Raw genomic sequence first — 12,662 nt, 5'->3', positions numbered from 1 at the left:
TTTGGGCACGAAAAAGGGGCCAAATGGCCCCTTTTTACTACAATTTGTGGTTTGCTGCTCCCGCCCCCATAGGCGGTAAAGCAGTTTACACCCAAGGGCGCGCTTGGGCGGCCTGCGCCTCGAACGAGTCAATTGCGGCGCCTTTTTCCAGCGTCAGACCGATGTCATCCAGACCTTCCAGCAGGCAGTGCTTGCGGAAAGGATCGACGTCGAATGTGATCACTTCACCGTCGGACGTGGTGATGGTTTGTGCTTCCAGATCGACTTCCTGACGGGCATTCGCGCCCTTTTCGGCGTCCTTCATCAGGATATCGACCTGTTCCTGCGGCAGGACGATCGGCAGCATGCCGTTCTTGAAGCAGTTGTTGAAGAAGATGTCGGCGAAGCTGGTCGAGACGACGACCTTGATGCCGAAATCCGCCAGCGCCCAAGGGGCGTGTTCCCGGGACGAGCCGCAGCCAAAGTTGTCGCCCGCGATCAGGATCGACGCGTCGCGGTAGGCCGGTTTGTTCAGAACGAAGTCGGGCTTTTCGCTGCCGTCGCGTTCGTAGCGCATTTCGTCAAACAGGTTCACACCAAGGCCCGAGCGTTTGATCGTCTTCAGGAAGATCTTGGGGATGATCATATCGGTGTCGATGTTGACCAGCGGCATCGGCGCGGCGATGCCAGAGAACTTTTCGAACTTTTCCATTACATCATCTCCCGGATGTCGGTCAGCTTGCCGGTCACGGCAGCAGCGGCGGCCATAGCGGGGGACACAAGGTGCGTACGACCCTTGTAGCCCTGACGGCCTTCGAAGTTACGATTCGAGGTCGAGGCGCAGCGCTCGTTCTCGGCCAGCTGGTCGGGGTTCATGGCAAGGCACATGGAACACCCCGCCAGACGCCATTCGAAACCGGCATCCTTAAAGATATCGGCCAGGCCCTCTTCTTCTGCCTGCGCGCGGACCAGACCAGAGCCCGGCACGACCATCGCCCGCATCCCGTCTTTGATCTTTTTGCCTTTCAGCACGGCAGCGGCGGCGCGAAGGTCTTCGATCCGGCCATTGGTGCAGGACCCGATAAAGACGGTGTCGATTTCGATGTCCGACAGTTTCTGACCGGGGGTCAGGCCCATGTATTCGATCGAGCGACGGGCCGCATCGACCTTGCCGCCCTTGAACGACTCGGGCGCGGGAACGACCGCGTCGATGGGCAGCACGTCTTCGGGCGACGTACCCCAGGTGACGACGGGCGCGATGTCTTCACCCTTCAGCGTGATGACCTTGTCCCAATGCGCGTCGTCATCGGAATAAAGCGTCTTCCACCAGTTCAACGCGGCTTCCCACTGCGCACCCTTCGGGGCGTGCGGGCGGCCTTTGACATATCCAAAGGTGGTTTCGTCCGGCGCGATCAGGCCAGCGCGCGCGCCGCCTTCGATGGCCATGTTGCAGACGGTCATACGGCCTTCCATCGACAGGTCGCGGATCGCTTCGCCGCAATATTCGATGACATAGCCAGTGCCGCCTGCGGTGCCGGTGGCGCCGATGACAGACAGGGTGATGTCCTTGGCCGTCACACCGGGGCGCAACTTGCCGGTGATTTCGACCTTCATATTCTTGGATTTCTTCTGGATCAGCGTCTGCGTGGCCAGAACGTGTTCCACCTCGGACGTGCCGATGCCGTGGGCCAGTGCGCCGAACGCGCCATGGGTGGCGGTGTGGCTGTCGCCGCAGACGACGGTCATACCCGGCAGCGTCCAGCCCTGTTCGGGGCCGACGATGTGCACGATGCCCTGACGGACGTCGTTCACGGGATAGTAGTTCAGACCGAATTCCTTGGCGTTCTTGTCGAGCGCTTCGACCTGAATGCGGGATTCTTCGTTTTCGATCTTGGCGTTCCGGTCGCCGGTGGTCGGAACGTTGTGATCCGGCACGGCGATGGTTTTTTCCGGCGCGCGCACCTTGCGGCCCGCCATGCGCAGACCTTCAAAGGCCTGCGGGCTGGTCACTTCGTGCACAAGGTGACGGTCGATATACAGAAGGCAGGTGCCGTCTTCGGCCTGATCGGCAACGTGGGCATCCCAGATTTTATCGTAGAGTGTCTTACCAGACATGGGGTCTTCCTTTGTCCTATGAATGATCGCTTTCGGGCGAAAGTGCATGGGCAGGCCGGGACACACCCGGCCGCGTCATAGGCGTGCTAGGACCGTCATCGTCGCGCCAAAGAACCGCCAAGGCAGGCGGGCACGATCATCCATGTCGAAAATACGTTTCATGCGCCTCAGATATACCCGAACCCGCGCTGCATCAAGCATACTTCGCGGGATGCGCCAATGGTCAGGCGCGCTGCGTGTCGTCGCTCAGCCAGTCCATCGCTTCGTCAACGCTTTCGAACTGCGCGACCGACAGCTGCGACAGGTCATAGGCGTGCCCCGCGATCATGCGCCCGATCCCATAGCCGAAGCTGGCCATCGGCGTGACAATTGCCAACGGCAGTTGCCGCAGATCATCGCCCCAAATCTTAGCCAAGCCGATGTTAAGGTTCGACAATGCAGCCCGAGCAGACACGGCATTCAGGCTGGAAGACGTTTGATCAGACAGGTCCAACAAGCAGCGATCAGCGGTGTCATCACGGACGGATTGCAATATCTGTTCTAGGATGATGTCCGTGTCGGCATCATCGGAAGCGCCGGAAACTTGCGCGCACAATATGCCCCTCGACAGGAGCTTCGTCTCTACCGTCATTATCCCCTGGCCTTTGTGACTTCGATTTGATCCCAAGACCGTGTTACTGTTCTAAAGAAGTAGGTCGGATTAGTCGACACTGTTTAGCGTCATTTTTGAATTTTATCTAACTGGGACAACATCTTTGGCGGAACCGACCCCACAACCTAGCGATGTAACGCTAGACATTGCACAAAACCTCTGGGCGCAAGGGCAGGTCTTTGTCACGGGGCTGTTACGACCGTGGAACCTGTATCAACTGGGGATCGCGCTGGCCATTCTGGTGGTGGCGACGCTTTTGGCGCGACCCCTTGCGGCGCGCTATCACGATTGGCTGCGGTCCCGCGAGGATTGGCCCAAGTGGCGGCTGCGCTACGCTCTTCTGATTCAGCGACGGATGCGGCTGATCGCCTTCGTGGCGCTGATATGGCCCGTGGTCTGGGTGATGAGAGAGATCACCTGGCCCTCCCGCTCTTACCTTCTGGGAATCATCGCAAGCCTTGCCTTCGCGTGGCTGATCATCGCGCTGTTGACGCGGCTTATCGCCAACAACGCGCTGCGCGGGCTGGTGCGGCTTGGGGGCTGGATATGGGTGACGCTGGTGATCCTTGGGCTGACCGAAGACGCCCAGCAATTACTGGAAAGCATCGGGCTGAGTATTGGCGAAACGCGGATAACGACATGGATGGTGCTTCAGGCGCTGGTCATCTTGACCGCGCTTTTCACGATCGCCCGATTCCTCAGCCATGCTTCGGCCGCGAACATCAGCCGGGTCGAAGATATCTCTCCGTCCATGCAGGTGCTGGTCGTCAAGTTCCTGCAATTGCTGCTGTATGGGATCGCCCTGTTTGTCGGGCTGAAGGCCGTCGGCGTCGATCTGACAGGGCTTGCCGTTCTGTCGGGGGCTATCGGCGTGGGCCTTGGCTTCGGCCTGCAAAAGGTCGTGTCGAACCTTGTGTCGGGCATCATCATCCTGCTGGATAAATCCGTCAAACCCGGCGACGTCATCACGGTCGGGGAAACCTTCGGCTGGATCAATTCGCTTGGGGCGCGTTATGTTTCGATCACGACGCGGGACGGCAAGGAATATCTGATCCCGAACGAAGACCTGATCACCACGCAGGTGGTCAACTGGTCCCACTCCAACGACTTCGTCCGCTTGGACATCTACTTTGGCACCGCTTACGGCGACGACCCACATCTGGTACGCCGCATCGCGATCGAAGCCGCGCAGGGCGTCGAACGTGTGCTGTCCAGCAAGCCGCCGGTTTGCCACATCGTCGGCTTTGGCGACAGTTCGGTGGACTACATCCTGCGGTTCTGGATCCGCGACCCCACGGGCGGGCTGACCAATATCCGCGGCAACGTCTATCTGGCGCTGTGGGATGCGTTTCAGGCGCACGGTATTTCCATCCCCTTCCCGCAGCGCGAGGTGCGGATGCTGAACGATCCCGCCAAGGCCCCGGATTAAGCACCAGACTGAGTACCGGGCGAAGCCGCGGCTTCGCTGCCCGTACGGCAGGCGCTGTCCGGCCATTTGACGCCCAATTGCACCTGTTTCATTGAAATGCCATTAGGGGGCTGCTACCTTATAGGTACGCCCAGCGCCGGGGCTCTGGCGGCGCGCAACAAGGAGGACGATGTCCTGTCACTTGACATTGCAGCGGCTGAAACCGCTTCCAAGGGGTCGCAGATGAGCGCCCCCAAGCAACCGATCAGCGAATCCCTTTTGGATCTGATCGTCACGTCCCTTGAAAAAGACAAAGCCGAAGACATCGTGCAGATCGACCTGCGCGGGCAGTCCTCCATGGGTGATTTCATGGTGATCTGCTCGGGGCGCTCGACCCGACAGGTTGCGGCCATGTCCGAAAAGCTGGTGGCGAAGATCAAGGAAACTTACGGCTTCACGGCCAAGGTCGAAGGCAAGGATACCGGCGATTGGGTTCTGATCGACACGGGCGATGTTGTCGTCCATGTGTTCCGGCCCGAAGTCCGCGACTTTTACCAGTTGGAAAAGATGTGGATGCCGGCCAAGGCCGACGCGGGCACCGCCTGATCTCAGGCGGGTCCTCGTGAAACTGACGATCTGCGCCGTCGGGCGCCTGCGCAAGGGGCCCGAGGCCGATCTGATAGACGACTACCTGACCCGCGCGACCCGCACAGGGCGCGCCTTGGGTTTGGGTCCGGCCTCTGTCACCGAAGTCGAAGACAAGAAGGGTGGCGGCAAGGCAGCCGAAGCCGCGCTTCTGGCCAACGCCCTGCCCGACAATTCCAAGATCATCGCCCTTGATGAGCGTGGCAAACTTCTCACCTCTCCCCACTTTGCGGATCAACTGGCGCACTGGCGTGACGAAGGCATCCGCGACACCGCCTTTATCATCGGCGGCGCCGACGGGATCGATCCGTCATTAAGGGCCCGCGCCGACCTTAGCCTATCCTTTGGCAAAATGGTCTGGCCCCATATGCTGGTGCGGGTGATGCTGGCGGAACAGATCTACCGCGCAACCACGATTCTGGCCGGATCGCCCTACCACCGGGTCTGATCGCCAACCCGGCGCTTCATCTTGCCACAAATGTTTTGGGTGAGCGCGAGCGGGCAACGCCGCCTCGTTCCCGGGCCTGCCCCAGCAGCGCGGCCATATCGCACCTTCAAACCCCGTCCCCAAGCCGCTACATACGGGCCAAATCAACGGCCCGGAGCAGCGCAATGACCCCACCGAAACCCGTCGTACTTTGTATCCTCGACGGATGGGGCCTGTCCGATCGGACCGACGACAACGCCCCCTATCTTGCGCAGACCCCGACCTACGACCGGATCATGGCGACCTGCCCGCATGCGATGCTGATCACGCATGGCCCGGATGTTGGCCTGCCGAGCGGGCAGATGGGCAATTCCGAAGTCGGCCATACGAATATCGGCGCAGGCCGCGTGGTCGCGATGGATCTGGGCCAGATCGATCTGGCAATCGAAGATGGCAGCTTTTTCGACAACGAAGCGCTGGTCGCCTTCGCAGATAAGCTAAAGTCCACAGGCGGCACGGCGCATATCATGGGCCTTGTGTCGGACGGCGGGGTGCATGGTCACCTGAACCACATCAAAGCCGCGATCAAGGCGATCACCGACCGGGGCGTGCCCGTCGCGCTGCATGCCATCACCGATGGGCGTGATGTGGCCCCGAAATCCGCCTATGGCTACCTGTCCGATCTGGAAGACGCGCTGCCCGACGCGGCAAAGATCGTCACCCTCTCGGGTCGGTATTACGCCATGGACCGCGACAATCGCTGGGACCGGGTGGAAGAAGCTTACACCGCCATGGTGCTGGGAAAGGCTCAGACCTCGGCCACCGCGCATGCGGCTGTCACGCGGGGATACGAGAATGGCGAAACCGACGAATTCATCACCCCCACGGTGATTGGCGATTACGCCGGGGCACGGGACGGCGACGGGTTCTTTTGCCTGAATTTCCGCGCTGACCGCGCCCGCGAAATCCTGCGCGCGGTGGGCGAACCGGGCTTTGCTGCCTTCGACACTGGCGCGCGCCCTGACTGGGCCGCGCTGCTGGGGATGGTCGACTACTCCGAAGCTCACAACGCATATATGACCACCTGTTATCCCAAGCAGGAAATCGTGAACACGCTTGGTCAATGGGTGGCGAAACAGGGCAAGACACAGTTCCGGCTGGCCGAGACCGAAAAGTATCCGCATGTGACCTTCTTCCTTGATGGTGGGGTCGAGATCGAAAAGCAAGGTGAAGACCGCTATATGCCGCTGTCGCCCAAGGTCGCGACCTACGATCTGCAGCCTGAGATGTCGTCGGAGGAGGTGACCGAGAAATTCGTCGCCGCAATCGAACACGGCTATGACCTGATCGTCACCAATTTCGCCAACCCCGACATGGTTGGCCATACCGGCGACCTAAAAGCAGCCATTGCGGCCTGCGAGGCCGTGGACCGTGGACTGACGCAGGTAGTTGCAGCCTTGGAAAAGACGGGCGGCGCGATGATCCTGACCGCTGACCACGGCAATTGCGAGGTCATGGTCGATCCGGAAACCGGCGGCCCGCACACGGCACATACCACGAACCTTGTTCCCGTGGCGCTTTACGGCGGTCCCGAGGGGGCCAGCCTGCGCGACGGACGGCTTGCCGATCTTGCGCCGACATTGCTGCAGTTGATGGACCTGCCAAAACCTGATGAGATGACGGGCGAAAGCCTGATTGCATGACCCTGTTTGCCCGCCTGATCGCCGTTCTTTGCCTGACCGCCCTGCCCGCCGGGGCGCAGGATGCGTCTGGCCAGAACGCGACGGCGGCGGCGGCCATTCAGGCGGCGCAGGACATCGAAACCGCGATCGCCATGCTGACGAACGCGCAGGATGCGCCGGACCGGGTCGCCGCGCTGACGGAAACCACCCGCGCCTTTGAGGACGGGCTGGCCGCGATGCGTGAAGGTCTGCGCCAGGTGACCGCCCGCGAAGCAGAGCTGAGCGCCGCGCTTGCGTCGCGCGAAGATGAGATCGCGCAACTGCTTGGCACGTTGCAAATGATGGGCGGCACGGGGACACCTGTCGTCTTTTTGCATCCTTCAGGGGCAGTGGGCACCGCGCGGTCGGCCATGATCGTGGCCGATGTGTCACGGGGGCTGGATGACCGTGCCAATGATCTGCGCGCCGACCTGAACGAAGTCCGCGTGCTGCGGCAGCTTCAGCAAAGCGCCTCGGCCACTTTGGCGGATGGGCTGCGCGGCGTGCAAGAGGCGCGCACCGATCTGAGCCAAGCCGTCGCCGACCGGCGCGACCTGCCGCGCAAGTTCACCGAAGACCCGATCCAGACCGCGCTTTTGATCGCGTCGACCGAAACTTTGGGGGCTTTTGCTTCTGGCCTGACCGACATTGCCGAAAACGAACGGTCCGTTGATCTGCCCACGGTGGCGGACCGCAAAGGCCAGTTGGCCAGCCCTGTTCTGGGCCGCGTCTTGCGGCGGTCGGGTCAGGCGGATGCGGCGGGCGTCACGCGGCCCGGCGTCGTGCTGGCGACCCGGCCCCGCGCGCTGGTGACCAGCCCGACGGCTGCGACGATCCGCTATCGCGGTCCACTACTTGACCTCGGAAATGTGATGATCCTTGAGCCGGAACCGGGCATTCTTTTCGTGTTCGCCGGGTTAGACGTGGTTTATGGTGCCTCGGGTGACATTCTGGCCGAAGGCGCCCCGATCGGGCTAATGGCTGGCACCGACAGTGATCTGGGGGCCATGCTGACGCCGACAAATACGACCGGGACAAATGCAACCGGCGCTGATAGTGATTTGAGCGAAACGCTGTACATCGAAGTGCGACAAGACAATATCCCGCAAGACCCCGCCCAGTGGTTCAGGGACATGAAGGATTAAGAGCATGAAAAAGCAAATCGTGGCCGGCATCATCGGCATCACCGCGGGTATTCTTGGGTCGACACAAGTGGCCGCACCCCTACTGGCACAGGAAAACGTACGCTCTAGCAATGTGTACGAACAGTTGGACCTGTTCGGGGACATCTTTGAACGCATCCGTGCGCAGTACGTTGAAGAGGTCGAAGAATCCGAACTGATCGAAGCGGCGATCAACGGGATGCTGACGTCTCTGGACCCGCACTCCAGCTACTTGTCGCCGGACGACGCCACCGCGATGCGTGTGCAGACGCGCGGCGAATTTGGCGGTCTGGGGATCGAAGTCACGCAGGAAGAAGGCTTTGTCAAAGTCGTATCGCCGATGGACGGCACCCCTGCGGATGAGGCCGGGATCGAAGCTGGCGATTACATCAGTCACGTCGACGGCGAAGGCCTGCTGGGCCTGACGCTGGACGAGGCGGTCGACCTGATGCGCGGCCCCGTCGGGTCGGAAATCGTGGTGACCATCGTGCGCGAAGGCGAGGCAGAGCCGTTTGACGTGTCCATTATCCGCGACACGATCAAGCTGACCGCCGCCCGTGTCCGCACCGAAGGTCAGGCCGTTGTCGCGCGGGTCACGACCTTTAACGATCAGACGACGCCCAACCTTGTCGAAGGTCTGGAAACGCAGATCGAAGAAGCCGGTGGGCTGGATGCCATCGACGGCATCGTGCTGGACCTGCGCAACAACCCGGGCGGCCTGCTGACGCAGGCGATCAAAGTCGCGGACACGTTCCTTGAGAAAGGTGAAATCGTGTCGACCCGCGGTCGCGAACCGGAAGACGGCGAACGCTTTAACGCGACCGAAGGCGATCTGATCAACGGCAAGCCCATCGTGGTTCTGATCAACGGCGGCTCTGCTTCGGCATCGGAAATCGTGGCCGGCGCGCTTCAGGATCACCGCCGCGCTATTGTCGTGGGCACCAAATCCTTTGGTAAGGGTTCGGTCCAGACGGTCATGCCGCTGCGGGGCGATGGGGCCATGCGCCTGACCACCGCGCGGTATTACACGCCATCGGGCCGGTCCATTCAGGCGCTTGGCGTGTCACCGGACATCGTGGTCGAACAGCCGCGCCGCGTGCCTGCAGACGAGGAAGAAGAAGAGGATACGCCCCGCCGCAGCCGGTCCGAGGCCGACCTGCGGGGTGCGCTGAACAACGACAGCCTGTCCGAGGATGAGATCCGCCAGATCGAAAAAGAACAGGCCGAAGCGGAAGAAGCCGCCAAGCTGAGGGACGAGGATTACCAACTGGCCTATGCCATCGACATCCTCAAAGGCCTGACGGCGCTGAAGCCCTGATAAACCAAACACGAACCGGCCCCCATCGCGGGGCCGGTTTTCGTTTACGGGGTCACAGTGTGATCTGGCCGGTGACGACTGTCGCCACATCGCCGCCGACCCAGACATCATCACCTTCCTTAGTGATCGCAATTCGGCCCGCACGGCCCAGTTCGCGCCCCTGCGCCGCGACGTAGTTCCCCTTGGCGATACCGGACGCGAACAACCACTGCGCGGCAGAGGCATTCAGCGATCCGGTGACCGGGTCATCGTAAGCCCGAGTGAACCCGCGCAGTTCAAAATCATAATCCTCTCCATCGGCCGGGGCGATGACGCCCAACCCAAGCTCGGGGTGCTGGGAATAGTCCGGTTGAATGGACCGCAGGATTTCCGTGTCACGCACCAGAACGCCACACCAGCCGGGGCCGTTGTCGATCCATTCTGTCGCCTCGATCTGATCCGATGTCAGGCCCAGCCGCGCCTTGATCTGTTCGACAACCTCTGGATCAACAGCGCCAGAACGCATAAGCGGCGGCGCCCTAAAGGCGAGTTTCGATCCATCACGCCGGATCGGGATCAGACCAGCGGCACAGCTTTGCACGATGGTGTCGCCTTTGGGCTGCCCACCGGTGTTCAGCCACGCCTGACATGTGCCAAGGGTTGGATGGCCCGCAAAGGGCAACTCCCGGCGCGGCGTGAAGATCCGCAGGGCGTAATCGGCCTGCGCCTCGGGCTGCATCAGGAAGGTCGTTTCCGACAGGTTCATCCAGTTCGCGGTCGCCTGCATGACGTCAGCAGATAGGCCATCCGCATCATGGATGACCGCCAAAGGGTTACCCTTCAGCGGCACATCGGTGAAAACGTCCAGCTTGGAAAATCTATGGTCTGACATGCTTCGCCCCCGGTTCCTGTGGTCACGCCACAGGATCACCGGGCCGAAAGCGGTGCAAGGTTAAATGGCCGAAGAATGGCGCGCCTTGGTTGTGTCGTAGGCGTCGAACGCGCGCGCCACCATGCGGGTCAGGGGCCGCGCCTCTGGCGGGATCATCAAACCGGCGTCGCTGACCCTTAGCAGGCTTTCGAACTGCGCATTGACCGCGTCGAACATGGATCGCAGCGTGGCAGCAGACACGTTGAAATCACGCGTCAACTCGGCGCTGGATACGGCAAAGTCGCACATCAGCGCTTCGATAATCCGGGCGCGCAACGTGTCGTCGCCGGCAAAGGCATGTCCGCGCGACACCGAGAACCGCCCCTCGCGGATCGCGGCGATATGGGCCGAAGTCGCGGGCGCATTCTGCGCATATCCCTGCGGGAAGCGCGAAATCGATGACGCCCCGACGCCGATCAGCACATCAGCCTGATCGTCAGTGTAGCCTTGGAAGTTCCGCCGCAGCGTGCCTGCTACCTGCGCCTTGGCCAGACCATCGGATTTCAACGCGAAGTGGTCGATCCCGATTTCGGCGTAGTCGTCCCAGACGAACAGTTTGCGGGCGATTTCGAACAGCTCAAGCCGCTCCATGGGCGTAGGCAGGGCATCGGACGGCAACATGGATTGCCGCCGCGCCATCCACGGCACATGCGCATAGCCATAAAGGGCCACGCGATCCGGTGCTAGCGACAGCAGTTTCTGGACGCTGTCGGTGATCCGCGGACCTGTCTGGTGCGGCAGGCCGAACAGGATGTCGGCGTTCAGGCTGTGAACGCCAGCGGTGCGGATGGCCGCGATGGCGTCGCGCGTCACTTCGTAACTTTGAACGCGGCCGATGCATTCCTGAATGCTGGGATCGAAATCCTGCACCCCGATTGAGGCGCGGTTCATCCCGGCCTTGGCCAGCGCCTCCAGCCGGGGCGCGTCGATTTCATTGGGATCAATCTCGACCGAGAATTCGTAGCCTTCGGCAAAGGGGGCGATATCGGCAATCGCGCCAGCCAGTTCAGACATCATCGTCGCAGACAGCAAGGTGGGCGTCCCGCCGCCCCAATGCAACCGCGATAGCCGCACGCCTTTGGGCAGTGTCTGACCCAGCAAGGCAAGTTCGGTTTTCAGCACCTCAAGATAAGCGGCGACCGGTGCTTCGCTTTGCGTGCCCTGCGTCCGGCAGGCGCAGAACCAGCACAGGCGGCGGCAGAAAGGCACGTGGATGTAGAGCGATACCTCCGAGCCTTCGGGGATCGCAGAAATCCAGCGCGTCATGTGATCCGGCCCGACCGCATCTTTGAAGTGCGGCGCCGTGGGATAGCTGGTGTAACGCGGCACTTTCGCGTCAAACAGTCTCAGCCGTTCTAATTGCGTTTTGCTTATCATGCGGCTAGGCCTATTGGCACGTAGCAGAAATATCTTTGACTCAGATCAATCGGTTCCGATCATGTTGTTAGAAAGCGCCCTGAGCGATCACATTCACTGTGAATCATGTCCGATCCGGCACCGTGCTGTCTGCGCGCGCTGCGAATCCGACGAATTGGAAGCGCTGGAAGAGATCAAGTATTACCGCACCTTCGAAGCCGGTCAGCACATCATCTGGTCTGGTGACCGGATGGATTTCGTTGGTTCGGTCGTGTCAGGCATCGCGACGCTGACCCAGACGATGGAAGACGGCCGGACGCAGATGGTCGGCCTTTTGCTTCCCTCGGATTTCGTGGGCCGCCCGGGTCGTGATGGCGCGGCCTATGACGTCGTGGCCACCACGGATGTGGTAATGTGCTGTTTCCGCAAGAAGCCGTTCGAACAGATGATGGAGACAACTCCGCATATCGCGCAGCGCCTGCTGCAGATGACGCTCGACGAGTTGGATGCCGCGCGGGAATGGATGCTGGTTCTGGGCCGTAAAACGGCGCGGGAAAAGATCGCATCGCTGCTGGCCATTATCGCGCGCCGGGATGCGTCACTGCATCTGAACGCGGCAACCGGTCCTTTGGTCTTTGACCTTCCGCTGACCCGAGAGGCGATGGCGGATTATCTGGGACTGACGCTGGAAACGGTCAGCCGTCAGATCTCTGCCCTGAAACGGGACGGGGTGATCCTGCTGGAAGGCAAGCGCCACGTGACCATACCGGATATGGAGCGTCTGCTGGAAGAAGCAGGCGACGACAGCGACGGCGGCATGCTGGACTGATCCGGAGTTGGGGGCTCTGCCCCCTCGCGGCTGCGCCGCTCTCCCCCGAGGGTATTTATCGACCAGAAGAAATCAGCAAGGTTCTGTTAACCAGAATCGAGCGAGCCTGAGATTGCGGTACAGGCAGAGGTGCCGATGA

General features: G+C 61.2%; 12 protein-coding genes. 7 read left to right on the top strand and 5 right to left on the bottom strand.

Annotated elements, in window-relative coordinates; translation table 11 throughout:
* Nucleotides 1-85 precede the first annotated feature (85 nt).
* The 3 genes from leuD to ACI3GR_RS00325 form a co-directional block, all read right to left on the bottom strand.
* Entirely contained in the window at nucleotides 86-691 is a 606-nt protein-coding gene (gene leuD / locus ACI3GR_RS00335; RefSeq protein WP_407491770.1) for a 3-isopropylmalate dehydratase small subunit, read from the bottom strand.
* Nucleotides 691-2,094, bottom strand: coding sequence for a 3-isopropylmalate dehydratase large subunit (leuC, locus tag ACI3GR_RS00330; protein ID WP_407491769.1), 1,404 nt, complete (start codon nucleotides 2,092-2,094; stop codon nucleotides 691-693). Before leuC ends, leuD begins: the two co-directional genes overlap by 1 nt.
* A gap of 223 nt (nucleotides 2,095-2,317) precedes the next feature.
* A complete protein-coding gene (locus ACI3GR_RS00325) occupies nucleotides 2,318-2,689 on the bottom strand; it encodes a hypothetical protein (protein ID WP_407491768.1) in 372 nt (123 codons plus the stop codon).
* A gap of 160 nt (nucleotides 2,690-2,849) precedes the next feature.
* Between ACI3GR_RS00325 and ACI3GR_RS00320 the strand changes: the two genes are divergently transcribed.
* From ACI3GR_RS00320 to ACI3GR_RS00295, 6 genes are all read left to right on the top strand, one after another.
* The gene (locus tag ACI3GR_RS00320; protein WP_407491767.1) at nucleotides 2,850-4,175 is read left to right on the top strand and encodes a mechanosensitive ion channel family protein; all 1,326 of its coding nucleotides are present in this window, start codon (nucleotides 2,850-2,852) and stop codon (nucleotides 4,173-4,175) included.
* 96 nt (nucleotides 4,176-4,271) lie between these two features.
* Nucleotides 4,272-4,760 carry a ribosome silencing factor gene (rsfS, locus tag ACI3GR_RS00315; RefSeq protein WP_407491766.1) on the top strand — a complete coding sequence of 163 codons (489 nt, stop codon included), beginning with the start codon at nucleotides 4,272-4,274 and terminating at the stop codon, nucleotides 4,758-4,760.
* A gap of 16 nt (nucleotides 4,761-4,776) precedes the next feature.
* Nucleotides 4,777-5,247, top strand: a complete 471-nt coding sequence (gene rlmH / locus ACI3GR_RS00310; protein WP_407491765.1) for a 23S rRNA (pseudouridine(1915)-N(3))-methyltransferase RlmH — start codon at nucleotides 4,777-4,779, stop codon at nucleotides 5,245-5,247.
* A gap of 164 nt (nucleotides 5,248-5,411) precedes the next feature.
* The gene (gpmI, locus tag ACI3GR_RS00305) at nucleotides 5,412-6,929 is read left to right on the top strand and encodes a 2,3-bisphosphoglycerate-independent phosphoglycerate mutase (protein WP_407491763.1); all 1,518 of its coding nucleotides are present in this window, start codon (nucleotides 5,412-5,414) and stop codon (nucleotides 6,927-6,929) included.
* Complete coding sequence (locus tag ACI3GR_RS00300; protein WP_407491761.1) at nucleotides 6,926-8,092, top strand: murein hydrolase activator EnvC family protein; 1,167 nt, start codon at nucleotides 6,926-6,928, stop codon at nucleotides 8,090-8,092. The genes gpmI and ACI3GR_RS00300 overlap by 4 nt, the downstream gene beginning before the upstream one ends.
* 4 nt (nucleotides 8,093-8,096) lie before the next feature.
* Nucleotides 8,097-9,428 carry a S41 family peptidase gene (locus ACI3GR_RS00295; protein ID WP_407491759.1) on the top strand — a complete coding sequence of 444 codons (1,332 nt, stop codon included), beginning with the start codon at nucleotides 8,097-8,099 and terminating at the stop codon, nucleotides 9,426-9,428.
* A gap of 52 nt (nucleotides 9,429-9,480) precedes the next feature.
* Here the strand turns inward: ACI3GR_RS00295 and ACI3GR_RS00290 are convergent, their stop codons facing one another.
* Together ACI3GR_RS00290 and hemN are read right to left on the bottom strand one after the other, a co-directional pair.
* A complete protein-coding gene (locus tag ACI3GR_RS00290) occupies nucleotides 9,481-10,299 on the bottom strand; it encodes a PhzF family phenazine biosynthesis protein (RefSeq protein WP_407491758.1) in 819 nt (272 codons plus the stop codon).
* 60 nt (nucleotides 10,300-10,359) lie between these two features.
* Nucleotides 10,360-11,715, bottom strand: coding sequence for an oxygen-independent coproporphyrinogen III oxidase (gene hemN / locus ACI3GR_RS00285; protein WP_407491757.1), 1,356 nt, complete (start codon nucleotides 11,713-11,715; stop codon nucleotides 10,360-10,362).
* A 61-nt stretch (nucleotides 11,716-11,776) separates the two neighbouring features.
* On the opposite strand from hemN, the gene fnrL reads away from it, so the two are divergent.
* Entirely contained in the window at nucleotides 11,777-12,523 is a 747-nt protein-coding gene (gene fnrL / locus ACI3GR_RS00280) for a transcriptional regulator FnrL (protein ID WP_407491756.1), read from the top strand.
* Nucleotides 12,524-12,662 lie beyond the last annotated feature (139 nt).

The organism is Pseudooceanicola aestuariicola (genome assembly GCF_045763785.1).
GTDB lineage: Bacteria > Pseudomonadota > Alphaproteobacteria > Rhodobacterales > Rhodobacteraceae > Pseudooceanicola.
The sequence above is the reverse complement of the archived record's forward strand: the minus strand, read 5'-3'. Positions and strand labels throughout refer to the sequence as shown.